The organism is Nonomuraea sp. NPDC050691, assembly GCF_040654455.1.
Taxonomy (GTDB): domain Bacteria; phylum Actinomycetota; class Actinomycetes; order Streptosporangiales; family Streptosporangiaceae; genus Nonomuraea.
In genome coordinates this window covers 24,715-49,276 of record NZ_JBFAIA010000045.1, presented here as the reverse complement: position 1 = coordinate 49,276, position 24,562 = coordinate 24,715, and the positions used below count along the sequence as shown (strand labels likewise).

At 68.2% G+C, this 24,562-nt stretch carries 23 protein-coding genes; 13 read left to right on the top strand and 10 right to left on the bottom strand.

What is annotated here, in order from left to right:
- On the bottom strand, positions 1–277 hold a 277-nt coding region (locus tag AB0H81_RS19010; RefSeq protein WP_358375985.1), incomplete at its 3' end, for a TetR family transcriptional regulator.
- Between the two features lie 1,157 nt (positions 278–1,434).
- Here AB0H81_RS19010 and AB0H81_RS19005 point away from each other — a divergent pair.
- The 8 genes from AB0H81_RS19005 (at position 1,435) to AB0H81_RS18970 (ending at position 9,459) form a co-directional block, all read left to right on the top strand.
- Complete coding sequence (locus AB0H81_RS19005) at positions 1,435–2,124, top strand: hypothetical protein (protein WP_358375983.1); 690 nt, start codon at positions 1,435–1,437, stop codon at positions 2,122–2,124.
- 427 nt (positions 2,125–2,551) lie between these two features.
- Positions 2,552–3,280: a hypothetical protein gene (locus AB0H81_RS19000; protein WP_358375981.1), complete on the top strand. Its 729-nt coding sequence runs from the start codon at positions 2,552–2,554 to the stop codon at positions 3,278–3,280.
- A gap of 113 nt (positions 3,281–3,393) precedes the next feature.
- A complete protein-coding gene (locus tag AB0H81_RS18995) occupies positions 3,394–3,891 on the top strand; it encodes a hypothetical protein (protein ID WP_358375979.1) in 498 nt (165 codons plus the stop codon).
- Positions 3,892–4,208: 317 nt separating this feature from the next.
- A complete protein-coding gene (locus AB0H81_RS18990) occupies positions 4,209–4,661 on the top strand; it encodes a DUF4158 domain-containing protein (RefSeq protein ID WP_358375977.1) in 453 nt (150 codons plus the stop codon).
- Between the two features lie 480 nt (positions 4,662–5,141).
- Positions 5,142–5,708 (top strand): helix-turn-helix domain-containing protein, encoded by a 567-nt coding sequence (locus AB0H81_RS18985; protein ID WP_358375975.1) that lies wholly within the window; start codon positions 5,142–5,144, stop codon positions 5,706–5,708.
- A gap of 351 nt (positions 5,709–6,059) precedes the next feature.
- Positions 6,060–6,821: a class I SAM-dependent methyltransferase gene (locus AB0H81_RS18980; RefSeq protein WP_358375973.1), complete on the top strand. Its 762-nt coding sequence runs from the start codon at positions 6,060–6,062 to the stop codon at positions 6,819–6,821.
- Between the two features lie 425 nt (positions 6,822–7,246).
- Entirely contained in the window at positions 7,247–8,878 is a 1,632-nt protein-coding gene (locus tag AB0H81_RS18975) for a serine/threonine-protein kinase (RefSeq protein ID WP_358375972.1), read from the top strand.
- Positions 8,879–9,042: 164 nt separating this feature from the next.
- Entirely contained in the window at positions 9,043–9,459 is a 417-nt protein-coding gene (locus tag AB0H81_RS18970; protein WP_358375970.1) for an NUDIX domain-containing protein, read from the top strand.
- Between the two features lie 138 nt (positions 9,460–9,597).
- On the opposite strand, the gene AB0H81_RS18965 is transcribed toward AB0H81_RS18970, so the two are convergent.
- Positions 9,598–11,283 carry an RICIN domain-containing protein gene (locus AB0H81_RS18965; protein ID WP_358375968.1) on the bottom strand — a complete coding sequence of 562 codons (1,686 nt, stop codon included), beginning with the start codon at positions 11,281–11,283 and terminating at the stop codon, positions 9,598–9,600.
- Between the two features lie 372 nt (positions 11,284–11,655).
- Here AB0H81_RS18965 and AB0H81_RS18960 point away from each other — a divergent pair, with 372 nt between their 5' ends.
- Positions 11,656–12,843, top strand: a complete 1,188-nt coding sequence (locus AB0H81_RS18960) for a hypothetical protein (RefSeq protein ID WP_358375966.1) — start codon at positions 11,656–11,658, stop codon at positions 12,841–12,843.
- 59 nt (positions 12,844–12,902) lie between these two features.
- Here AB0H81_RS18960 and AB0H81_RS18955 read toward each other — a convergent pair whose 3' ends face one another.
- The 3 genes from AB0H81_RS18955 to AB0H81_RS18945 all read right to left on the bottom strand — a co-directional run bounded on the left by AB0H81_RS18955 (position 12,903) and on the right by AB0H81_RS18945 (position 16,138).
- Positions 12,903–14,072, bottom strand: coding sequence for a histidine kinase (locus tag AB0H81_RS18955; protein ID WP_358375964.1), 1,170 nt, complete (start codon positions 14,070–14,072; stop codon positions 12,903–12,905).
- Between the two features lie 93 nt (positions 14,073–14,165).
- On the bottom strand, positions 14,166–14,849 hold the full coding sequence (locus AB0H81_RS18950) for a response regulator transcription factor (protein WP_358375962.1): 684 nt from the start codon (positions 14,847–14,849) through the stop codon (positions 14,166–14,168).
- Complete coding sequence (locus AB0H81_RS18945) at positions 14,846–16,138, bottom strand: sensor histidine kinase (protein WP_358375960.1); 1,293 nt, start codon at positions 16,136–16,138, stop codon at positions 14,846–14,848. The genes AB0H81_RS18950 and AB0H81_RS18945 overlap by 4 nt, the downstream gene beginning before the upstream one ends.
- 315 nt (positions 16,139–16,453) lie before the next feature.
- Here AB0H81_RS18945 and AB0H81_RS18940 point away from each other — a divergent pair, with 315 nt between their 5' ends.
- On the top strand, positions 16,454–16,729 hold the full coding sequence (locus tag AB0H81_RS18940) for a hypothetical protein (protein ID WP_358375958.1): 276 nt from the start codon (positions 16,454–16,456) through the stop codon (positions 16,727–16,729).
- A 107-nt stretch (positions 16,730–16,836) separates the two neighbouring features.
- Here AB0H81_RS18940 and AB0H81_RS18935 read toward each other — a convergent pair whose 3' ends face one another.
- From AB0H81_RS18935 to AB0H81_RS18925, 3 genes are read right to left on the bottom strand one after another with little or no spacing between them, the layout of a single operon-like run.
- Positions 16,837–17,334, bottom strand: a complete 498-nt coding sequence (locus AB0H81_RS18935; protein WP_358375957.1) for a hypothetical protein — start codon at positions 17,332–17,334, stop codon at positions 16,837–16,839.
- Positions 17,331–18,821, bottom strand: a complete 1,491-nt coding sequence (locus AB0H81_RS18930) for a HAMP domain-containing sensor histidine kinase (RefSeq protein WP_358375955.1) — start codon at positions 18,819–18,821, stop codon at positions 17,331–17,333. The genes AB0H81_RS18935 and AB0H81_RS18930 overlap by 4 nt, the downstream gene beginning before the upstream one ends.
- A gap of 8 nt (positions 18,822–18,829) precedes the next feature.
- Positions 18,830–19,504, bottom strand: coding sequence for a response regulator transcription factor (locus tag AB0H81_RS18925; protein WP_358375954.1), 675 nt, complete (start codon positions 19,502–19,504; stop codon positions 18,830–18,832).
- 190 nt (positions 19,505–19,694) lie between these two features.
- Between AB0H81_RS18925 and vanY-N the strand changes: the two genes are divergently transcribed.
- The 3 genes from vanY-N to AB0H81_RS18910 all read left to right on the top strand — a co-directional run bounded on the left by vanY-N (position 19,695) and on the right by AB0H81_RS18910 (position 22,255).
- Positions 19,695–20,267 (top strand): D,D-peptidase/D,D-carboxypeptidase VanY-N, encoded by a 573-nt coding sequence (gene vanY-N, locus AB0H81_RS18920; RefSeq protein ID WP_358375952.1) that lies wholly within the window; start codon positions 19,695–19,697, stop codon positions 20,265–20,267.
- Positions 20,268–20,525: 258 nt separating this feature from the next.
- Positions 20,526–21,461 carry a hypothetical protein gene (locus AB0H81_RS18915; protein WP_358375950.1) on the top strand — a complete coding sequence of 312 codons (936 nt, stop codon included), beginning with the start codon at positions 20,526–20,528 and terminating at the stop codon, positions 21,459–21,461.
- Between the two features lie 197 nt (positions 21,462–21,658).
- Entirely contained in the window at positions 21,659–22,255 is a 597-nt protein-coding gene (locus AB0H81_RS18910) for a hypothetical protein (protein WP_358375948.1), read from the top strand.
- A gap of 482 nt (positions 22,256–22,737) precedes the next feature.
- Here the strand turns inward: AB0H81_RS18910 and AB0H81_RS18905 are convergent, their stop codons facing one another.
- Both AB0H81_RS18905 and AB0H81_RS18900 read right to left on the bottom strand, forming a co-directional pair.
- Complete coding sequence (locus tag AB0H81_RS18905; RefSeq protein WP_358375946.1) at positions 22,738–23,418, bottom strand: FadR/GntR family transcriptional regulator; 681 nt, start codon at positions 23,416–23,418, stop codon at positions 22,738–22,740.
- A 3-nt stretch (positions 23,419–23,421) separates the two neighbouring features.
- On the bottom strand, positions 23,422–24,555 hold the full coding sequence (locus AB0H81_RS18900) for a mandelate racemase/muconate lactonizing enzyme family protein (RefSeq protein ID WP_358375944.1): 1,134 nt from the start codon (positions 24,553–24,555) through the stop codon (positions 23,422–23,424).
- Positions 24,556–24,562: the final 7 nt, after the last annotated feature.

The following is a 24,562-nucleotide window of genomic DNA, read 5'->3' as shown; positions in this document are numbered from 1 at the left end:
ACCGGCCGACGACGAGCAGCAGGTCCGTGACGGAGCGGTCGGGGTCGGCGGCGAACAGGTCGGCCAGCAGCCGCCGCCCGTGGGCGCGCAGCGCCGCGACGAGCAACTCGGCCTTCGAACGGAAGTGCGCGTACAGGGCGCCGTTGCTCACGCCCGCGGCGGCGGCGATGTCGGCCACGCGCGTGCCGTCGTACCCGCGCCGGGCGAACACGTCGGCGGCGGCACGCAGCAGGCGCTCGCGTGTCTCGGCGGCTGTGACGCCGGGGATGCGCCCCATGAACGAATTAAAAGATCATTCATTTATTGCGTCAAGGGTGGCGCTGACGCTCTTGAAGTTGTCAGACGGCCTTGCAGATGGAAGTGCGTCACGCCAGATGGAAGCGGACATGGCAGTGCGACATCGGGGGTGGCAGTAGGGGCGTGTACGGCAGGAGGTCCGGCCCAGGAGATGGTGGCGGTCTGGCCCCGGCGGCTGGGATCGCCTGGGAGCACCTGCCGCAGGAGCTGGGCTATGGCTCGGGCATGACGTGCTGGCGACGCCTCGCCTCATTGCGTTAGCAGCTCTTAGCCGCCGTGAGGGAGCCGCGGCGGGCGACGGCGACGAAGACGCGAAGCCGTACGTCATCCGGCATTCATCAATCCCATCTATGGGTGAGCCACAACATATCTGTTGGACCTATCGATGATTCTGTAGCACCGTAGGGCTGCGCCAGGTGATCGCGGCCGTTGCGCGCGCCATGGAGGTATGCACGATGAATATTCGGTTCATAAAGCGTCGAGCAGACATGATTCTGAGAGCGAGGCACGCAATGTCATTCGTCAAGAACTCCATCAGCACCTCGACCGGCTCCTCGTCGTCGCGGGAGCGGGCACGCTGGCCGTGACAACCGCCGCCGTCGCGACGTCCGTCCCGCCCACGCCTCCAGCCCGTGGACGTGCGCGTACCACTCCGTCGACCAGGACCTCGCCCTGAATCTCTGCTCCGAGGGACACACCGGCCACGCCACCGGGGAGATCATCGTGTACAACAACAGCCTCACGAAGGCGAGGTACGTCAAGAGGGTCCGGCTCGAATTTCAGTACGGGAACCACGGTGTCCGGGATTGTCTGGTCCTGAGATAAGTGAAGAAGGGCGGATATCGGCGCTGTTACTCCGTCTCCTCCTGGATCAGCGTGCCCGCTGCGGACAGTTTCAGATGCTGACCGGCAAGGTCGAGTACTACAACGGCGCCACATCTGCCACCCGTTCCGTGCTGACCACCTACCACGTGGACGGTACTCGGGGAACACCGTCCAATAGAAGATCCTGACGCTGATCGCCACAGCGCACCATGCTGGCAGGAACTGAGGCCAGACAGGCAAACATGCCTGTAGCAGGAAGCTTTACTACCGGACTCGCATACACAAGGGGCCTGTGACATGAAACCTACTCGTATGCTGCTCGCAGCGACACTGACGACGGCGCTGTCCGTTGTTTCGTTCTCCGGCGCGGCCACCGCCGGCCCCATTCTCAAACCTCGCTACTACTCTGTGGAGGTGACCTGGGAGAGATATGACCCGTACGACATCGACGACTGCGATGTGGAGCACTCCTGCGACACCGTCGAAATGTACGGTTCTCTATCCACTCATACGGACGGGGAGGGCAGCTCGTCCTCGGGTGCGGTTCGGAATATCGCCTACTGGTGGCAGCCGGCCTCGGGATGCGCCGTGGCCGGAGGAGACCTGGTGGGCTGGGAATCCGAAGAGGGAGGGAAATGTGTCAAGGCCGTCTCCGGAAGTGTTGATTACTATTTCCGGGATGTCCTGATGTGCGGTTCCGACACGTATGTACATTGCGATACTCCGTGGCAGAAGAAAAACAACAAAGCCGTTCTCAAGGTCTACCCGGGACGCCAGATAAGGCTTGCCGCCCACTTCCGCGACTACGACCAGCTGAGCGCGGATGAAGATATCTGCCAGGTGAGCACGTGGATCGGGAACCTGACGCACGACACGCTGAAGGATCTCGACCACTCTTCCAGCATGGACACCCCCAGCCAAGGCGACCCCGACGGGAGATGCATAATCTCTTACCGGCTGCGGACCATAAAGGCGCACTATGAGGAGCCTGTCGCGTCGTGATCCTGCTGATCACGGCACCGCGGCGAGGGCCAGAGACGCGATAAGTCAACGTGGTCACCTCGGGGCCTGTAGCAGCCCCGCTGCACCGCCCCTGGTACACCCCATTGAGCCGTTGACGTCCACGACCGGCAGGCGTACGAGACCGAGCCGGGCCAGCAGGTGACGATCGATACTCGCAGCATGAAGCACGGGAACGGAACGACGATCGCTGCTCACTGCTGACACTTCGCGGGGCGGAATTTGGTACCGGCTCGTCGTGGCCCACCTGATTCCGTCTCTACCCATTCGGCCGTCGACAGGTCGGGCTTTACAGGACGGAGCCGTCTAGCGGTGAAACCATGGGGATACCGGTTCTGTATATTCGGGAAGCCGGGCAGGCCCCATCGTCTGACTGCGGTAGGCGGAACATGACACACCTTGAACATGCATGGAGGTTTTCATGCCATTGAAACGAACATCGCGTACGATCCTCCGTCTGGGCGCGGTGGGCGCGGTCCTGTTTATGGAGATGTCGCCGCAAGAGTCGGCGACGGCGGTCGCCGACTCGTTCCCCGTGATGGGTTATATCGTCGAGGTGGAGTTCGTCGACGTGCGGCTCAACTCCGTGGACGATTGCGAGGAACTGGCATCCAACTGTGAGCGAGCCGAGGTGTACGGTACGATCTTCGCTCAATCCAGCTCGGGCGCGAGCGACCTCTATCCATCTCGGAACCTTGCCGAGTGGGGCGGCAGCGGCCTTCCCGGAGTGTGCCCGGGGACCAGCACCCCCAACTATTACTTCTGGTGGGAAGACAACAAGAGTTGCCTGCGCGGCATGTTGGAGGACAACACCTATGCCTTCGCGGATGCCTACATGTGCCCCGCTCACACCTACACGTCCTGCGCAACGAATTATGCGAAGCCAACCAATAGGCATCGCATCAAGGTCAGGCATGGTGAATCCGTCAAGACCTACATCCACTTCCGTGACTACGACGAACTGAGCAGTGACGAGGACGTCTGTCGGACCTGGCAGTGGTGGGGGCCCTTTACCCTGGATCAGCTCAAGACGCTTGACACAACGGGAACGATGAACTCCTATCCCAATAACGGGGCCGGCGACTGCACCGTGAACGTCCGCCTACAGGCTGTCGAGCCGTTCTACGCCATCGGCTGACCCCAAGGGCCCACACGTGAAGCCAAACCGCAAAGGACAGGCCGGAACCTCTCTGCGAGAGTCACCGAGACGCCAATCAGTCATACGAGTAATACGATCACAGGGGAATTCAGATGAAACACAGCCGACTGCTGCTGATCGCGGGATTCCTGGTTGCGGCCGTCATTTCGACAGGTTCGACGGCCCAGGCCGCTGCCTCGGGCTACACCTGCGGAGGCGCCAAGCAGGTTGACCAGGCCAGACTTCCCGGACTCTACTGGAAACTATGCATCAGGTGGCAGAATTACGGAAGCGGCCACGTGGGAAAAAGCTCTCACATCCGGATTATGAATCAGTCGGCCAACACATATGACGTCCAGACCCTCGCCACCCGCATCAGTTGGATTCCCTATACGGGACCCGATTCGGAGGACATGGTGGTCCCGATCATGCACCGCTACATCCCAGGGCAATCGGACGAGGCCGAAGTCTACTACGCATGGGACCCGTCACCCGACACGGGGGACAATGCCTTCAGTAAAATCAGCGCCGTTCAGCTCAGAGCAACCGGGGCACCAATCATGGAAACGTACTCAGTCAGGGGCGACTGGTCGCCCGAAGATCATCACTGAGCCTTTCATCCTCCGCGGGGGTGCTGATCGGCCTTCGAGGAGTCTGAGTGCAGAAATTAGCGACACAGAGTTGATCTTGGTATCGGTTCGATGACGGCCGTTGTTTCTGCTGGTGACAGGCTCTACGTTCCTGGGCCATGCCTTTCGAATTTCTCTCTGATGAGCAGATCGCCCGCTACGGGCGCTTCCCCGAGGAGCCCCTCGCCGGCCGAACTGGAGCAGTTCTTCCGACTCGATCGCGCGGCGCTGAATGTTCTGGCGGCCAGCGGCGTCCAGCGACCAGGCTGGGCTGGGCGGCGCAGTAGGGGACGGTGCGGATGCTCGGGGTCTTTCTGACCGAGGATCCGCTGGCGGCCCCGCCCGGCGCGGTGGCGTTCGTGGCCGAGCAGGTCGGGCTCGATCCGGCGAATCTGGCCGACTATGGTCACCGCCAGCAGACGGTCTACGAGCATGTGTGGGAGATCCGCCGGCTGCTGGGCTACCGCGACTTTGGCGCCTGCGAGAGCGAGGTACGGCACTACGTGGCGGCGCGGGTGTGGGTGTCGGTGGAGGGGCTGCGGGCGTTGTTCGACCGGGCGCGGGTGCACATGCTGAAGGAGCGCATCCTGCTGCCCGGCATCACCGTGCTGGTAAGGCTGGTCGGCGAGGTGTGGCGGGCGGAGAACGAACGGCTGCACGCGCTGCTGCCAGGCCGCCTGTCCCGCATGTTCGCCCGGGGCGGCACCGACGCTATCGCAGACAGTCTCACTGTCTGCGATAGCAGATCATGATCATCTAGCGCTGATTTCTGCTCTCAGACTCCAAGTGGTCGCTATTACAGCTGGTGGAATCCCCGATCACCTGACACATCGCCTGCCGCCGGGTGGGGATTGCGATCAGGGAGTGGAAGCTGCCACGCGTTCTGCGCCTTCATCGCCGCCCCGGCCTACGGGTGGGCCGCCGAGCGCGAGGTGCTCGAGGTGGCGATGCGCCGCCACCCAGTACTGCTCAAACCACTCGCTCTCTGGGAACCAGGCGCGCCCCACCACCTGCACCCGCCCGAGGCTGTCGAAGACCTGGACCTGCCCGAGGCCGCGCTGCTCCTGGCCGGCGAAGGCATTCGACCCTGGCAAACCAGCGCAGCCGTCCGGGCATCCCTGAAGCGAGTACGGGCATAACAGTTGATCTTCAGCTCCGCACGCCACGACCACGGTTTCAAGATCCAGTAGGTGTCTTGAGTATCTTTACCCGCTGGTCTTACCGTCGTGACCATGCGCCAGATCGACGACGTGGACGTGCTCAAGGTCATGACCAACCGGTTCCGGATGAAGCTCTTCAGCCTCCTGTTCCGGATCGGCCCGGTCACGGTGAGCGAGCTCGCCAGGCGGATGGATGCCGACCCCGGCCAGGTGAGCTATCACCTGCGGCAAATGGAGCCATATGGGTTGATCGAGGACGTGCCGGAGCTCGCCCGGGACAGCCGGGAACGCTGGGTGCGAGCATCTATGGGCGGGTTTGTAGTGATGGATCTCAAAACTCCGGAAGCCAGAGCCGCGGTGCGGGCCTGGAATTCACAGTGGGTGATCGACCAGTTCGAGCGGCTGCGCGACTTCGAACGCACGCACATGACACTTCCCGAGGAATGGCAGGACGCCTCCTTTGGAGGCGCCCACCACCTACGGCTCACCAGTGATGAACTCTGGCAGCTCGCCGAGCAGCTCAACGCCGTGTTGCAGCCATGGCGCGAGCGGACCAAATCGCGCGTCGAATCAAGCGAGGCTCCACCGGATACACGCCCGGTTTTTATCTTCTACCACGCGTTCCCCGAAGAGCCCTGAGGAGCCTTCCATGTCTTTCATGCATGAAGAGTGGGGCCGCGCTCACCTCGCTGAACAGCAAGCCGAGGCCGAACGATTACGCATGATCCCGCCGCACTCACGCAAGCGCGTTCTTCTACGCCTCCGCGGTCGGTTCGCGGTCACCCTCCGCCGCCTCGCCGACCACCTCGAACCTTCCTGATGCTCCTGAGGTCGCCGGGCCATTGACGCTGAGAGGCTCCGGCTTGCCCGGCCTGGGGCATCTGACCGTCGCATGGTCCCTGTGCGGACCAAAAAGAACGATCTTCGGCCGACTATCGTCAATGTCGATGACGCGAGCGCCACCGAGACTACTGGGCCAAAATGGCCCGCATGCCTACCATGCCCGAAGATCACGTCGAGACTGCAAACCCCTCCCCACTCAACGACTACGACAGGATGGCTGAGGGTTACGCGGCCGAGAACGAAACCAGTCTCCTCAACGCGTACTATGAGCGGCCCGCGATGCTGGAGCTTGCCGGGAACGTGGCCGGAAGGCGCATCCTCGACGCCGGCTGCGGCTCAGGCCCTCTGTTCTCCGAACTGCGCGATCGAGGCGCCATCGTCACCGGCATCGACGCGAGCGCCGGGATGCTGGAGCAGGCCCGACGGCGGCTGGGCGCCGACGCGGATCTGCGGGTGGTCGATCTGACCAGCCCACTGCCCTTCCCCGACGACGCGTTTGACGATGTCATCGCGTCGCTGGTGCTGCACTACCTGGAAGACTGGGGACCGACACTGGCCGAGGTGCGACGCGTGCTGAGGCCTGGTGGCAGACTCCTCATCTCGGTCGACCATCCTTTCAGCGTCGTTCTCTTTCAGCACATGGCCGGGAAAAGGCCCAAGTACTTCGAGACGCGCAGCCGGACCGAAGAATGGGTCATGGGTGGGCAGACCGTCCAGATGAGGTTCTGGAACCGGCCGCTGCACGCGATGACCGAGGCCTTTGGCGCGGCGGGCTTTCGCATCAGCGTCATCAGCGAACCGCCGTTCGTGCCGGAAGCCCGCGAAGTGTTCCCCGAGGAGCTCCGCGAGTTCGAGCTCACCCGCACGAGGTTCTTGTGCTTCTTGTTCTTCGTTCTCGAAGCCAGCTAACAGCATCTCGTCACGATCGGTTGTGGTGACTGAGCGTTCACCGGGCGATTCCGACCAGCTGAAGCGCTCAGTCATACTTGAGGCAGCAGTTGATCTTCGGCTTCGTACTGTCAACTTCGATGACGCAAACGCTGGTACTTCGATATCCGTCGAACTGACAGTGCCCAGGTCCGGAGCCAGTCTCACTGTCATCTTCGCTGCTTCCAGACAAAGATGTCAGTCGCTCCGCCATGGGATCAAGATCCACCTGATGGGGGTTCTGGGCGTATGTGGGCTGAAGGCCTGACGAGGTATGGAACACTTCGACCCCGTCTACGAACACCGCGACGGCACCTACGAGCCGGCCTGAGCGGGGCGTCCCCGGCCCGTCGTCCTCTGTGGAAGGGTGCGTTCTGAATCACCACGGGGTGTGGGAGGACGTGCGGGTGTCCAGCGAGAAACTGAAGCCGCTTGAGGCGAGCGACCCGAAGAAGGTCGGTGGGTACCGGCTGCTGGCGCGGCTGGGAGTCGGCGGGATGGGGCGCGTCTACCTGGGCCGCTCGAAGGGCGGCCGGCCGGTCGCGGTCAAGGTGATCCACCCGTACCTGGCGGGGGACCCGCAGTTCCGGCGGCGGTTCAAGGCGGAGGTCGCCGCGGTGCGGCGGGTCGGGGGCATCCACACCGTGCAGGTGGTGGACGCCCGTGTCGACGCCGATCCGCCCTGGCTCGTGACCGAGTACATCGCGGGGCCGTCGCTGCACGAGGCCGTCGGCGAGCACGGCGCGTTCTCGGCGGCGGCGGTCGCAGGGCTCGGCGCGGGCCTGGCCGAAGGGCTGATGGCGATCCACGAGCGGGGCGTCGTCCACCGGGACCTCAAGCCCGGCAACGTGCTGCTCGCCCAGGACGGGCCCCGCATCATCGACTTCGGCATCGCACGCGCGCTCGACGCCACCTCGCAGACCACTCGCACCAGCGTGGTCGGCACGCCCGGGTTCATGTCGCCCGAGCAGCTTCGGGGCCGCGAGGTCGGGCCGGCCAGTGATGTGTTCTGCCTGGCTGCCGTGCTGGCCTTCGCCGCCACCGGCCGGCGGCCCTTCGGCGAGGGCCCGATCGAGGCCCTCGGCTACCGCGTCGTCAATGAGGAACCCGACTTGACCGGCGTGCCGGAGCCGCTGCTCCCGCTGATCGCATCCGGCCTGGAGAAGGATCCGGAAGACCGGCCCGGCCTCGACGCCTTCCTCGAACGTTGCTCCGCGCTCGCCGAGGGCGGGGACGCTCCGCTGCCGGAGCCCGTCAGCACGATGATCGCCACGCGGGTGGCGGAGACCGAGGTGCTGGCGCCCCCACCGCAGTACGCGCCGGGGAACGGCCGGCGGCTTCCGCCGCTCGGACGAATGAAGCTCCCGGTGGCCGCGGTCGTGGGCGTCCTGCTGGTCGCCTTCGCCGCCTGGGCCATCGGGGACGACGGAAACGCACCCGCCACCTCCAAGGCCATCGCCACTCCCCAGCAGACCCCGACTTCCCCGACACCCGCGCCTCAGCCGTCCGAGACCGCGAGCGCCACCGACAGTGCCACCCCCACCCCCACCCCCACATCCGATCCCACCCGCAAGGCGTTCGAGAAGATCTCGGCGGGCGACTGCCTGGACGCCTACGAGCGTCCGTCCGGCGGGTGGAGCAGGAGCAGGCCGCGCGCGGTCGGCTGCAGCCGCTCCGACGCCTACCTGAAGGTGCTCAAGGTGGTCGACGACTCCTCCGAGTGCATCGGGAACGGCGCCGATCTGGACGGGGAACTGTGGTGGAGCTACGGCGAGGACGCGAACGAGATCGCCCTCTGCGTGCAGCGGCAGTTCCGCACGGGTGACTGCTTCCTGGCCACAAAGGGTGAGAACGAGAACTCGGTCTCCATCAGCAACACGGATCTGATGACGTCGTGGCCGTGCGGGGACGGCTCCGCTCCGGGGGAGTACGACTTCGTCCTCCGTATCACCGCGTTCACCAGCGGTGCCTGCCCGCCGGGCGGCAGAAGGGTCCACTGGGAGGTCCGAGGCCGCACCCTCTGCACCCGCATAGTCTGACCACGTCCGCCCCTACCGGCAACGAAGCTGGAACGGGGCCCTGCCGGCCGCGCGGGACCTGCTCATGTGAAAGGCTACGCCGCCCACGCGATGGACCCATCGACCCCCTCAAGGCGTTCTGGGATCCTTGTCGGCGGCAGTTCCGCATGGGGCAAAATGTGCCGATGACGATCTCCGCTGACGACTCCGGTCCGGTCCGGATCGTGACGGCCGTTCTTCGCGACGGCGATCGGGTGTTGCTGTGTCATCGAAGCGCCGGACGCCGTTGGTATCCCGACGTGTGGGACCTGCCGGGCGGTCATGTCGAGGAGGGGGAGGATCCGAAAGAGAGCCTTGTCCGCGAGCTTCGAGAAGAGTTGGGAATCACGGCATCGGAGCCGTCCGGCCCGCCGATGCAGGAGATCCGGACCGCGACGTTCGACATGCGGATCTGGTTGGTCGACAGGTGGACCGGAACACCCGTCAACGCCGCGCCGGACGAGCACGACGCTGTGGCGTGGTTCGAGACGTCCGACCTTGACAGCCTGCGTCTCGCCCATGAGTCGTATCTCTCGATGCTCACCGCCGTGCTCGTCACGTGACGTCGCTCCAGGAGCCGGGGATGTGCGCTCATCGGCAGATCCGCGCACGCGCACCCGGCTCGGTTCATGATTGATCGCTCGGAGGGAGAACGCGAGCTGCGCGACCTGATCGCAGCGCTCCATCACCTCTCGATCCGGTCACGCCTTCGGGGCGAGATACCAGATCTGCGTGCCGGCGTTCGTGCACGGGGTGACCCGCGCCTCGGCGCCGTCCGCCGTGGAGCCGTTGGCGACGTCCAGGCACAGTGCCTGGTTGTTGCGGGGTTTGAGCACATAGGCGGATCTGCCGACCGCGACCGGCAGCCATTGCTGCGCGCCGGTACCGTTGCACGTCCACAGGTGCGCCTTGTCGCCGGGATCCACCGAGATGTTGCCGTTGGGCACGTCCAGGCACTTGTCCGATTTCGGGTTGACGAAGGAGAACACGCCGGCGGACTGGCGCACCGGGCGCCACTGCTGGGCGAGCGCGCCGTTGCAGGCCCACTGCTGAATGCGGGCGCCGTTCTGCGCGGATCCTTCGCTGACGTCCAGGCATCGGCGGCTGGCGAGGTTGACGGCGCGGTAGACGGCCGAGGTGGACACGCCGGTCGCGTCTCCGGTGCCGGCGGCGGAGCCGGTGGCGACGTACGCCTTGCAGGTGCCGTCGGTCACGTCGGTCGCGATCTCCAGAACCCGGGAGCCGTCCGGGGTGGGCAGGAGCGGCGAACTGTAGTTCTGGCAGGGCAGGTACAGGTCGGGGTTCGGTGGGGTGGAGTCGATGCCGACCTTGACGGGTGCGTCGATCTCGTACCAGGCGCCGGCTCCGTTGGCGGTGTTGACGAGGACGGTCCGGCCGCTCTCCGGGAGGACGGTGGCCTCTCCGCGGTCGCCGCCGGTGCGCACCAGTCTGGCCACCACCATGACCCGCCCGTCGGGGCCGCCGCCTGGGGCCCATGCCAGGGTGGGCGCGTGGGCGAGGTGCTTGCCGTCCGCTGTGCGGACGATGGTGCCGCGGTCCTCCGGGTGCCCCCAGTCCCAGCCGTCGGGAGAGGTACGCAGGTACACCCGGCAGCCGTGCCCGTTGGCGACCGGCCGGATGTCGCAGTACTCGTACACCATCAGGTAGCTCCCGTTCGGGAGCCGCCTGACCACCGGCATGCCGGGGCTGTCCTCGGCGTTCACGTCGGTGGCGGCGTCCACGGCGACGGTGTTGACCTTGGCGCTCCACGTCTGTCCGCCGTCGTCGGAGCGCACGCGTGCGAGCGTCTGACCGTAGCGTGGTTGCTGGGTCTTGTCCGAGAAGTGCATGACGAGCCGCCCCGACGCCTCGGAGAACTCGGGCTCCCACAGACCGTGGCCGGTGGAGCCGGTCGCGATGGGGCCGGGGAGTGGCGTCCAGGTGTATCCATGGTCGGTGCTCGTCCAGCCGACGATCCGCGCGTTGGGATCGGGTTGATCCTCGCCGCCGCCGACGGCGTTGATCGACGTGGCCCAGATGAGGGTGCCCGCCGCGCCGGCGCCGAGCTGACGAGGGAACTCGAACAGCGCCGAGCAGCACGCGAACTCGCCGGCGGCGAGGTCGGGGCGGATCTCGCTGATGGGACGGAAGGTCAGCCCTCCGTCGGTGCTCTCGTGGATCGTCCCGCCGGCGCCGGTGTTGGTGGAGGCGAGCACGCGGCCGTTGTGGGCGGTGTCCGCGTGCTGCAGCCGGATGACCCGCGGATACCAGGCCTGACCGGGGCTGAGCAACGGCGTACCCTGCGCCACGCTCGCCTCGGCGGGGGCGGCGACGCCTATGCCCATCACCAGCAGGAGTGCGAGCAGAACTTGTCTGAGGCGAGTCACACCGGCCGAACGCATCGAACCTCCACTCGTGAACTGTCGCGTCGATGGCAGCCAGGACGTGTGATGTCTCCCCACGGCGCATGGCCTCTGCCAGGTGGCCGATGCTACGGGTGGCCGCAGGCGAAGGCGTCAGCCTGCCGCCGTATTCGCCGTCGACTTCTGCGGTAGCACGCGCTCCCCGCGAGTATGCCCTGACCGACCGCTGGTGCCGGGGACCCCGATGCCGGGTTACCACGGCTGGTTGACATCAGACGTGCGCTACCGCGGTTGGTGGAAGCCGATGGTCCACTCAGCGGTTGACGACCGCCAAGTCGGCTGACGGTTACCGTCAGCCGCGAATTGCGTATGCCATCCAGGATCGGAGAGACCATCGTGGAATACAGCCGCCGAGACGCCTTCAGGCTCGCCGTCACCGCTGGTGCCACCTTGCTGGGCGGCAGCGTCACCCAACAGGCTTCCGCATCCGCGACCCGGCGGGCCGGGCCCGTCAACCCCTACCCGGGTGGTGAGGACGGCACTGTCGTCGCCCTGCGTCACGCGCTGGACGACGCCGCCAACGGCATCGCCGGGCCGGCCGGCCGCGACGCCCAGGGACGAATCATCGTCCGCGCCAGGGCGGGCCATCGCCACGTGCTGCGGGCCAACCTGATCATCCCGGGCAACACCCACCTCGACGCGACCGACGCCCGGTTCGTAGCGAACTTCGTCTCGTCGGGCACCTCCAAGACGATGGTGCTCAACCACGTCCCCAGCGCGACGACCGGCGGATACAGCGCACCGGGCAACATCGCGATCACCGGCGGCTCCTGGGACCCGGTCTGGCAGTACCTGCAGAACGGAGCCACGCCACCCGCGATGAACGTCATCACGATGCAGCACACCTCCGGCGTCGAGCTGGCCGGCATCACCATCTACAACGTCAAGTGGTGGCACGCCATCGAGCTCAACGCCGTGCGGAACGCCACCGTACGAGGCTGCCACCTCCTGGGCTGGATCGTGCCCCCCGAATACCAGGACAAGCTGTGGCACGGCGAGGCCGTCCAGCTCGACCTGGCCGGCAGCGCCAACACCTGGGCGGGGGCCAAGGACGGAACGCCCTGCACCGACATCCGCATCATCGGCAACACCTGCGACAAGTCCGGATCACAGGGCCCCTGGGGTACCCTCGCCGGATCCCACACCGCTGTTCCCGGCGTCCGCCACTCCCGGGTCTGGATCGAGAACAACGTGGTCGACAACGCCATCTGGGATGGGATCACGCCGTTCAACACCGAGGCCGTGTACATCCGGGGCAACCAGCTCACCAACTGCCACGGCGGGGTGTACGTCCGGGCCGCCAACTCCGGGGTCAACCCGCTGACCACCGTGGAGATCACCGGCAATACCGTGGGCCCGCTCCGCCCGGACGCCGGTGGGAAGGTCAGGTGGGGGATCGGCCTCGCCGCCTACACTCAGGACGCCCCCATCGGCGACATCCTCGTCGCGGGCAACACGGCCCCCTCCTTCGCCTACAACAACCGGCAGTGGATGACCTTCCGCCAGCCGCCGCAGACGAGCTGACAGATCCGTGGACCGGCCGCCGCTGGTCGGCCGGTCCTACGGCGCGCCGCCGCCACGCCTCACGCCCACGGCAGGGTCACCTCGACCCTGAACCCGCCCTCTGGCAGCGGTTGCCCGTGCGCCGTGCCGCCGAGTGCCTCGGCGCGCTCGTGGATGCCGATCAGGCCGTGCCCGCCCGCGCCGGCCGGCCCGCGCTCCGCGCCCCCGATGCCGTCGTCGGTGACCTGGATGTGCAGCCCGTCCGCCGTATAGCGCAGCAGCACCTCGGCATCGGCGTCCTTCCCGGCGTGCTTGAGCGTGTTGGTCAACGCCTCTTGCACGATCCGGTACGCGGCCAGGCCGATGTCCGGCGGCGCCTGACGAGTCGGGCCCTCGACGCGTAATCGTACGTCGATGGGCAACCACTCGGTCATCTCCTGGATCGCCTCGATCCCCGGTCGCGGCAGCGTCGGGTCCTCCCGCAGCACGCCGAGCAGCATCCGCAACTCGGCCAGCGCGGTACGGCCCACGTGCCCGATCGCCTCGACGGCCGCCCTCACCCCGGCCTTGTCGTCGTTCAGCAGCGCGACCCCCGCGCCCGACGACTGGATCACCATGGCGCTCACGTTGTGCGCCACGATGTCATGGAGTTCGCGGGCGATGCGGATGCGTTCCTCGGCCAGCGCGGCCTGGGCCTTGCTCTCCTCGGCGCGGGCCGCGGCGCGCGCCACCGCCTCGGCCTCCGACCGCCGCAGCCGGCCCAGCCCCCATGCCGCCGCGCACGTCACGAACGACACCGCGAACAGGTCGTCCGGAGGCTCCGGAAACACCGGCCCCGCCCACATCCGCGCTACCGTCACGACCGTCGGCAGCAGCGTGCCCGCGAGGAACACGACCGCCCACCGCGAGGACGACCACCGGCCCGCGGTGTAGAGCACGAGCATGAGCGCGGTCGGCGTGCTCAACTCCGACCACGAGGCGTTCCACTCCGCCCAGACGTCCCACCGGCCACCGACGAACCACAGCGTCCACGCCAGCGCCAGCACCTGCACCGGGTACCTGCGCCGCACGGCGAGGCTCGCATAGGCCAGCAAGTCGCCCCAGAACGTCACGGGCAGGCTGCCGGGACTGGCGATGGTGTGATCGCTGTAGGGCACCTCCACCAGGAGGAACGTACAGGCTGCCACAGCCAGCAGCGCATCGGCGAGCTGAGGATGCTCGCTCCACCAGTCCAGGGCTCGCCGCATCATGATCAAAAGCTACGGGCGGTACGTCACGCGCGCCAGGGAACTGCCGAAGCCGGGGGATCAGATCCCCTCTCCGGTCACGATGCCGGCGGGCCGTCAGGCGTGCGACGAGCTTTCCCGGCCAGGGCTGATGAGACCGGATTCGTACGCCAGCGCCACGACCTGAGCGCGGCTGGTGAGGTTGAGTTTCGACATGGTGCGGTTGAGATGGGTTTTGACGGTGGCTTCGCTGACATGGAGCCGGATGGCGATCTCGGCGTTGGACAGCGCCCGCCCGACCAGTTTGAGCACCTCGACCTCGCGGGCGGTGAGGAGGTGCAGCGCGGGCGAGAGCAGGGCGGGGGAGGGGTCCGTCTGACTGGTGTAGGCCTCGATCAGGCGCCGGGTGACGGTGGGTGCGAAAAGCATGTCGCCCGATGCCACCGTGTGGACGGCGGCGATGAGTCGTTCCGGCGGGGTGTCCTTGAGGAGGAATCCCGAGGCACCGATGCGGAGAGCGTTGTAGACGTACTTGTCCAGGTCGAAGGTGGTCAGAATGAGCACCCGGGGTCGATGGTCGCTGTCGGTGGACAGGATGCGCTCGGTCGCCGTCACGCCGTTCATGCCCGGCATTCTGATGTCCATGAGGACGACGTCGGGTCGGGTGGACGCCGCCTGCTCGATGGCTTCCTCGCCGGTCGCCGCCTCTGCGACGACGTCGAGGTCGGGGGCCGCGCGGAGCAGCGCCGCCAGGCCCGCGCGGACGAGGATCTGATCGTCGACGACAAGTACCTTGATCATGTGTTCGGTCCACCGTGTGACTGAGGAGGTTGATCGTCCTGGTGCGAGGACGACAGGGGCAGAGTGACCACGACCTCGAATCCGCCTGACGGCTTCGATCCGGCTGCGACCGTTCCCTTGTAGAGCTTGACGCGTTCGCCTATGACGATCAAGCCGTGGCCGTTCTCCTGCGGGGTGGCGGCCGCTCCACGCCCGTCATCGGTGACGCGTAATTCCAGCAAGGCGCCGTAATGGAGCGAAACCCGCGCCGTGGCCGGGCCCGCGTGTTTCAGCACATTGGTGAGGCATTCTTGAACGACGCGGTACGCGCACAGGTCGATACCGGGTGCCAGCGGGCGTACCTGGCCGGTGATCGACACCTCGACCGGCAGACCCGCCGAGCGCAGCCGTTCCACCAGTTGGTCGAGCCGTTGCAGGCCGGGTGCGGGGGCATAGTCGTCCACGTCTTCGTCCATGTTGTCCAAGTTGTCCATGTCGATGCGCAGGACGGACAGCAGGCGTCTCATCTCCCCCATGGCCTCGCTGCCGGTGTCGGCGATGGTGGTGAGCGCGCCGCGCGCGGTGGCGGGATCCGAGCCGAGGACGTACCGGGCGAGCCCCGCCTGGATCACGATGACCGACATGTGGTGGGCGACCACGTCATGCAGTTCGCGGGCGATGCGCACCCGTTCCTCGGTCACGGCCCGCCGCGCCCTGTCCTCCTGCTCTTGGCGCAGCCGTTCGCTGAGGTGGGCGAGCCGCCTGTTGCGCTCGACCAGCATCCGGGTGCTGTTGCCGAACGTCCACGCGACGGCGACCATGATGCTCGTCTGCGCGAGGTTCGGCCAGACGAACTCGTCCGGGCCGAGGAACGCCGCGTGCCACAAGGAGACCACCGGGAGCAGGACGCACGGGACGGACACGGCAGGCGCTCGCCGACCGGCCACGGTGTAGAGCGCCAGAAGCGGTGCCACCCCGTTGAGCCTGGCATCGTAACCGGCCGCGTGGAAGACGATCGCGGCGGCGCAGGAGATCATCAGCACGAGGACCGGGGCACGCCGGCGCCAGGCCAGCGCGAGGTTGGCCACAAGAGTCAACGCCACGCCGGCGACATCCAGCGAGCGCCGCGCATGGCCCGGATCGACCGAGCCGTCGAACGAGACGAGACCGAACGTCAGGGTGACGCCGGCGACCACGACGCCGAACAGCAGATCGGTGAGAAAAGGGTTCATCACGGCGAGCCGTCTGAGGGACGACAGCACCTTTGCGCGCATCAGCGCATGGTAACCGCGACCGGCCGCGTCGCTCATCACTCATGCGGATGACCGCCGCTACAACCTGGGCGGTATACACGCGGCACCGTACCGCGGCCGGTTGACCACGCTGGGGGAGGCGATACGCCGGACACGCCTGGCGGTGTTCGAAGTCAACGGACCGGGCACCGATGACTTCCGGGCCGCATCGGTGTCCATAGCACTGGCGACAGGCAACGTACGCCGAGCCACGCACGTCCCCTCGCATGCGGGGCCCCCTGTCAGCCCGACGACCCGGCGCACCTCGACTGGCTCCAGAGCGCCTACGCGCACCTCATGGGCCGCACCGCCTATGAGTCCATCTCCAGGGCCATGACAACCGCCACCGACCACCCGTTCGCCGACATCCTGAACGCCGCGCGCAAGGTCGTCCTCTCCCGGACCCTGAAGACGGCCGACTGGGCCCACACCACCATCGCCGCCGGTGACACGACAGAAGAGATCGACAAGCTCAGGCTGGACGGCGACGGCCACATCGTGGTCTGGGGCGGCGTCAGCCTCTGGCGGTCGCTCATGCGGCTCGACCTGGTCTCCAGCACCGCCTCCAGCAACGGGATCGTCTGTCTGCGGCACCGGCGACACCGCTGACCCAGCGGCCGGCACGCACAACGAGCGGCAGCCGGGCGAGCGCGGCTACCGTGGGGCCGCCGGCGCCGTCGGGATGGGTTCTGCCGCCGACGAGGGCTCGGCGGAACTCACTCGCGTGACGGTGACGCCGGGCAGCTCCGGGGGCCGACGCTCTGTCCAGCACCGATGACCGTGACCTGAGCCGGACCTCTCGGCGCCATGGCGGCGGCCGTGCACACGATCTGCTCGACGGCCAGTGCGGACAGTTCGCCGGTCGGAGTGGACAGGGTCACCACCCAGTGGCCTACCGGCTCGGCGGTCACCGCGAACGGACCCGCTTCGGGCGGGACGTCGGTGGTGAACCCGTGCGCCTGTTCCCTCGCGGTGGGTCCGGCAGCCAGCAGCGCGAGCGTGTCCGCTTGGGACAGCCGGCGACCGGGCCGCGTCACCGCGCTGAGCCGGCCGTTCTTCACCAGGTAGAGGGTGATCGTCGTGGGCGGTGCGACGGCTCCGCTCGGCGGGGCGCCGGCGGGGATGGCGTCGCTGGGTCGCACGCCGCAGCCGGCCACGGCGACGAGCGATACGAGGCCCGCGGCGAGCACGCGGCGGGCGGGCCCGATCCTCACTCGGGGCCTCCGTCCGGATCGTGTTCCCGGCACGGCAGGCGCAGCGTGAACACGGCGCCGCCGTCCGGGGCGTTGGCGACGGTGAGCTCGCCTCGGTGCAGGCGCGCGTTCTCCCGCGCGATGGCGAGGCCGAGGCCACTGCCCTCGGACCTGGCCCTGGCCGCGTTGGCCTTGTAGAACCGGTCGAACACGTGCGGCAGCACCGCTTCGTCCAGCCCCGGTCCGTGGTCGCGGACCTCGAGAGCGATCCAGCGCGGGTCGGCGGAAAGCCGTACCGACACCGGTGGCTCGCCGTGCCGCAGGGCGTTGCCGACCAGGTTCGCGAGGATGACGTCCACTCGGCGCGGGTCCAGCCGCGCCGTCACCGCGGGGGGAAGCTCGGCATGCACCTGCTCCGACCAGCCCCGCGTACGCAGGGTGGCGCGCACCAGCTCGGCCACGTCGACCTGGTTCAGCGCGAGGGCCGCGACGCCGGAGTCGAACCTGCTGATCTCGATGAGGTCGTTCACCAGCCCGGTGAGGTTGAGCGTCTCCTGGCTGACCAGCCTGGCGGCCCTGCCGGCGGGCTCGGGCAGCCGGTCCGCCTCCTCGTCGAGGACGTCGGCGACCGCGGCGAGCGCGGCCAGCGGGGTGCGCAGCTCGTGGGACACGTCGGCCACGAACCGGCGGGCGTCGGCCTCCATCCCGCGCAGCTGCTCGACGTGCCGTTCCAGCTCCGCGGCGGTGTTGTTGAACGTGCGTGCCACGTCGGCCAGCTCATCGGAGCCGCGGACCGCGATCCTGGTCCGCAACTCGCCCTCGCCCAGCAGGCGTGCCGCCCGGCCGAGCTCACGCACCGGACCCAGCACGCCACGGGTCGCCAGCAACGCCAGGACGACCGCGAACGCCAGGGCCGCCCCGCCGGTGAGCCAGGCGCGTGCGGCGAGCGCGTCGATGCTGCGCTGTTCGGAAAGCAGGCTGCGCACGGTGTAGACCTCGATGCCGGACAGCCGCGTCGTCCGGTTCTGCTCGACGATCAGCAACGGCGCGCCGATGATCAGGTAGGGCTCGCCCTGCCACACCACGCGTTGCCACGCCATGACGCCGTCGGCCACCGTCCGCCGCAGCGGCAGGGGAATCATCCCGGGCTCCAGGATCTGCCCCGCCCCGCCCGGCCTCCAGAGCCCCGGCGCCGGGCCGGGCGGGCCGGGCGGGCCGGTCGGCGAGTACAGCTCGTGGTAGACGGCGACCGCTCGGCTGTCCCCGTCGGTCATGGTGCCGGCGATCTCGCCGAGCTCGTCCAGGCCGGGCGTCGCACTCCGCAGCGGGAAGAGCTCCTCCATGCGGTCTCTCATCGCCTGCACCGCGGCGTCCTGGGCCCGCTGCAGGATGTCGTTGCGGGCCTGGACATAGATCCCGCCGGCCACCGCCGCCGCGGTGACCACACACAGCAGCGCGAACGCGAACAACAGCCGGGCACGCAGCCCCAGGCCCGGCAGAGGCGCCACCCGGCGGCTCACACCGGCCCGAACCGGTACCCGAACCCACGTACCGTCTGCACGTAGACGGGCGCCGCCGAGTCGTCCTCGATCTTCGCGCGTAACCGCTGCACGCACGCGTCCACGAGACGCGAGTCGCCGAAATACCCGTGCTCCCACACCGACTCCAGCAGCTGCTGGCGGCTGTGCACCCGGCCCGGCGTGCCGGAGAGCTCGAGCAGCAGGCGCAGCTCGGTCGGGGCGAGGCTGACCGGCACGCCGCGGTGGGAGACCACCAGCCCGGCCCGATCGATGGTCAGGTCCCCGTGCCGCTCCAGCTCCGCCTGGTCCCGGCCGATGCGCCGGAGCACCGCGCGGATGCGCGCCTCGAGCACCCTGGGCTGCACCGGCTTGACCACGTAGTCGTCGGCGCCCGCCTCCAACCCGGCCACCACGTCCATGTCGTCGCCGCGCGCGGTCAGCATGATGATCGGTATTTCGCCGGTGGCCCGGATGCGGCGGCAGACCTCGAACCCGTCCATGCCGGGCAACATCAGATCGAGCACGACGACGTCCGGAAGGTCCGCACGCAGCCGGTCCAGCCCCTGCTCGCCGGACTCCACCGCGCGCACCCGGTGCCCGTGCCGGGTCAGGGCCAGCTCAAGGCCCTCCCGCACGGCCGGGTCATCCTCGATCAACAACACTCGCGACACGCCGCCGAGTCTCACAGCACGCTCCGTCAATCGCCCGCCCGTCAACCCCACCCACTGTCGGCCGGCCGTGTCCCCGCCTCGTCCGCGCCGTGTCATGGTTGCGTCACGGTCGCGCCGACGGTGGTCGCCGTCGAGAAACGGTGACATGCGGCGGACAACGCGCTCATATTCGGCGCCAATCGTAATCGTCATGAACGAACCACGCGCCATCCCACCTCGGCCCCGGGACCGGCTGTTCGCCGCGGTCACGCTGGTGCTCGCCGTTCTCCTGCTGCCCGCGGCGTTCGTCCGCCACCCCGGCCGCGCCCGCGAACTGGCCTGCCGCTGGGCGTTACGGATGCGGTTCCCCGCCGAGGACCTCACCGGGCTCACCGGCGGCGCCATGGCGGCGTTCACCGCGGCGCGCACCGAGGCGCTCTGGCGTCACGGCCAGCTCATCGGCCTCACCTCGGGATACCGCGACCCCCTCGTCCAGCAACGGATGTTCGACGAGGAGGTGCGCCGCTCCGGCTCCCCGGCCTCGGCACGCATGCTCGTACTACCGCCGGCGGAATCCAACCACGTCAAGGGCATCGCGCTGGACGTCCGCCCCCACGAAGGCGCGCGCTGGCTCGAGGAGCACGGCGCCCGCTACGACCTCTACCGCATCTACGACAACGAGTGGTGGCACTTCGAGTACCGCCCGGACAGCGGTGGCACACCACCACGACGACGCCCCCACCCCGGCTTGGGCCATGTCATCGAGAACGGGGACCAGACGTAGTCGAGGTCCGGGGCCGCCCATGGGGGTTTCGCTGACATCGGACACCGCCGGTCGCGGGAGGGCTCGTCATCTCCTCGTCGCTCCGGCGCGGGAGTCCTCCGCCATTGTCGCGATCCGGCCCGATATTTCGAGCACATCGACGAGCTCGCGAAACTGGTACGCTCCGGGAATTCCTGAAGATCCTTCGATCGGGTACCGAGTCCGATCCACTGAAGAAGGCATATCCTGATGCGCCGTTTACCGGTTCTCTTATCCGCTGTGCTCATCGGCCCGGCGGCGACGCTCGCCGTCCCGGCCACGGCTGAAGCCGCCGTTCCCGATGTGGTGCGCGCTGTGCAGAACCAGCTCGCCAGGGGGGTGAGCGTGAAGTTCACGCAGTACGGAAGCGTTACTCTCGGCGCCAGAAACAAATATGACAATCACACCGCCCGGGTGTTCCGCTATGAACCGCTGCAGGACGGAACGCTGCAGCTGAGCAGGGGTGGAGTCGTCGCGGCGAGCCTCACGCGCCGGGTGAACTTCAACCCCCATCTCCTCCCGCTCGCCAAGGAACGCGCCGCCGAGGGCGATCTGGTCGCGAAAAGCCTGGTGGCGCAGACCCAGGCACACCGCTGGGTCAACACGAAGGGCTCGTTCTACACCACGGGACGCTTGTGGACGGCCGGCCTTCCCCAGGGAAAGACCTGGGCGCGGCGCGGCAAGTGCAGCGCCGGGGCCACGGCCTTCAGTGACCAGATCATCAACATCTTCGAGATCAAGACGCTCAAGGCGCTGATCGCCGACGCCGACGAGCGGAAGTTCAACCTGCCGAACCCCGCCGGCAGAACCCCGGCCATGAAGCGGACCGGATTCTATTCAGGAACCATCACGTTCGCCGAGCTTTACGCGTTGTCACCCACATTCCGGGAAGTGGCCGGGACGCTACCTGGCCCCCGTTATGCGAACACGGCCATAGGGTGGTCCATCGTCTTCGACGCGCAAGGTCTGCCTTTCCAATTCGGCTCGGGCTGGAGCACTCAGGAAAAGCAGAAGCCTTCCAGTGAGGGAGGCGCCAGGACTGACATCCAGGCTTGGGGGCCGGCCACGACCATCGCGCGACCCGGGCCGAGTCAGGTCGGCGTGGTCCGCGCTCCGGCCGGGGGCCTGCCCGAGTTCGACGACATGGTCGAAGTGATCAAGGCGGTCGAACGGTGAGGCCGAGGTGCTGATATGACAGGGCCCAGGTCAGCGGGAGGTTCCACGCTCATGCTCAGTGACGCCGGACAGGCCTTGACGGGGCTCTCCTGCCGGCCTCCGAGACCCGATGCGGAGAGGGGGCGACGATCAGGCGCGGGTAGTTTGCCTGATGAAGACGTGACTGTCCGGGGAGCCGCGGAAGGGGCGGATGGGTCGTGTTCGATGAGATCGTCGCTCACTACGACGACCTGCAGGCCGAGGGCATCGGCGACACCATCGCCTATACGGTGACGATCCCTGATACGGGCGTCCTCACCATCGAGGAGGCGGTGCGCCGCATGGGGCTCGACCCAACCGCACTGCAGGGCCCCAAGCAGCCGCACAGCTCTGGCAGCCTCTCCCTCCATCAGGTCCGCAACGGCGTCGCCACCCTGGACTGGAGCAATCCGGTGCCGGAGCGGCGACAGTTGACCGACCGGCTGGCCGGTGAGGGCTTCCGGCACTGGCTGGTGGCTCTGGACATGGCGGGCAACACCTCGATGTATGTCCGCTACCGGGCTGACGAGGGCTGGGTCGAGCACCCCGAGCCGGCCCGCCTGCCCTTCACCCGGTGGACGGAGTACCTCGGTCCGCTGATGGGTTACGCCGGCTTCCTCGCGACCGGATACGACAGCGAGGAGGCCGAGGCCGCGGTGGACATGCTCGTGGCCTGCCTGACCGTGGTCGAGCTCGAAAGCGGCGTCCGGCTGGATCGAGACGTGATGGACCGTCCTTGCTCAGCACTGCCTCTGCCCGAACCAGATTTCGCCTAGTCTCTCTCACGCGGCACTCACACCCTCGCGAGGCGGTTGCGGAAAGAATGGCCGCGCCGGAGCCCGCACGGGCCGTCGGCCCTGTCGAACCCCTGCCCGCAGGGACGCCCCTCCCCGCCCAGTAGCGAACCCCGCGGCGCCGGTCTCCGCGGCGCGCGGACCCACGGACTCCGGCCCGATCGTCGTCCACGCCCGCGCCGCGAAGCGGTCACCGGGCCCGCGACCGCGACGTCCTCGGTGGGCGGCCGGCACCACTTCGGGACGTCCGCCCTGCTGAGGGAGAGCCGCTTCGCGTGCGACCTGGCGAAGGACCTCGCGATGCCGGCCACCCACCGTGATCGGCAACAGTCGCCCGGACGAGGACACGGTCAGCCGCGACGCCTCCTACGCGCGTCCTGCGCGTGACGGCGCCGTCGGGCGATCTCTGTTCGCGTCGCACGGACGAGTCTCGCCGGGGCCGGGAAGGCCGCGCCACCGGGTGTTCAGGCGTCTCCGGGGTCCGGATGGAGGAGGCGGGCGCGGCTGTTGGCGAGGTGGACGCGGGCGGCGGCGCGGGCCGCGTCCGCGTCGCCGCGGGCGATCGCCGTGTAGATGTTCTCGTGCTCGGCCACGATCCCCGCGAAGCGATCGCCGGGGGCCAGGCGGTCCCGGGGGACGACGATCATGGACGGGCCGAGCGAGGAGACGAGGTCGGCGAAGCGGTGGTTGCCCGTCGCGAGGGCGACGCGCAGGTGGAAGCGGTAGTCGGCGTTGACCGCCGCGCTCGGGTGGTCCGCGGCGCCCGCGAACGCGTCGAGGGCCTCGCGCAGGCCGGCCAGGTGCGCGTCCGTGCGGCGGCGGGCGGCCAGGGCGGCGGCCTCCACCTCGAACGCCGTCCGGAACTCCAGCAGCCCCGTCACGTCCTCCAGCGTGACCTCTCCCTGGGGGCCGGCCGGGAAGCGGGTCGTGGAGGGGCGGGCGAGGACGAAGGTGCCCCGCCCGTGGTGCGTCTCGACCAGGCCCGCCGCCTGCAGCCGGGAGATGGCCTCGCGCACGACGGTCCTGCTCACGCCGTACGTCTCGACCAGGCTGTTCTCGGTCGGCAGCCGCTCGCCGGGGCGGACGACGCCCTCGCGGATGCGCGCCGTCAGGGTTTCGACCAGGCGCTGTGTGCGGCTCGTCATCGGTTACCGGCCGCCGAACTCGCACTGGTCGGTGGTCCACCTGCGGGCCTGCTCGCTCGGGGTGACACCGAGGCCGGGCCGCGCCGGTACGAGCATGCGGCCGTCGCGGATCTCCAGGCGCTCCTCGAACAGCGGCTCCAGCCACTCGAAGTGCTCCACCCACGGCTCCAGCGCGTACGCGGCGGCGAGGTGCACGTGGATCTCCATGGCGAAGTGCGGGGCGAGCTGGAGCCGGCCGTGCTCGGCGAGTGCGGCCAGGCGCAGGAACGGGGTGATGCCGCCGATGCGGGGCGCGTCGGGCTGGATGACGTCGGCGGCGCCCGCCCGGATGAGCTCGGCGTGCTCGGCGACGCTGGTCAGCATCTCGCCGGTCGCGATCGGCGTGTCGAGCGAGGCGGCCAGGGCCGCGTGGCCGGCGCTGTCGTAGGCGTCGAGCGGCTCCTCGATCCAGACCAGCCCGTACGGTTCCAGCGCCCGGCCGAGCCGCTGGGCGGTGGGGCGGTCCCACTGCTGGTTGGCGTCCACCATGAGGGGGACGGCGTCGCCGAGGTGCTCGCGCACGGCGGTGACGCGGGCGAGGTCCACCCGCGCGTCCGGGTGCCCGACCTTGATCTTGATGCCGCCGATGCCGCGCTCCAGGGCGGCCGTGACGTTGTCGAGGACCTGCTCGACGGGCGCGTGCAGGAAGCCGCCCGAGGTGTTGTAGCAGCGCACCGAGTCGCGGTGGGCGCCGAGGAGCTTGGCGAGGGAGAGGCCGGCGCGCCTGGCCTTGAGGTCCCACAGGGCGATGTCGAGGGCGGCGATGGCCTGCGTGGACAGGCCGCTGCGGCCGACGGACGCCCCGGCCCAGACGAGCTTGTCCCACAGGCGGGCGATGTCGCTGGGGTCCTCGCCGAGCAGCTCGGGGGCGATCTCCCGGGCATGGGCGTACTGCCCGGGACCGCCGGCGCGCTTGGAGTAGCCGAACCCGAAGCCCTGGTGACCGCTCTCCGCCGCGATCTCGGCGAACAGGAACGCGATCTCCGTCATCGGCCGCTGCCGCCCGGTGAGCACCTTGGCGTCGCTGACGGGAGTGTCGAGGGGGAGGGTGACGGACGACAGCCGCACCCACGTGATGCGGTCGGAGGGAGAGGTCATGTCAGTC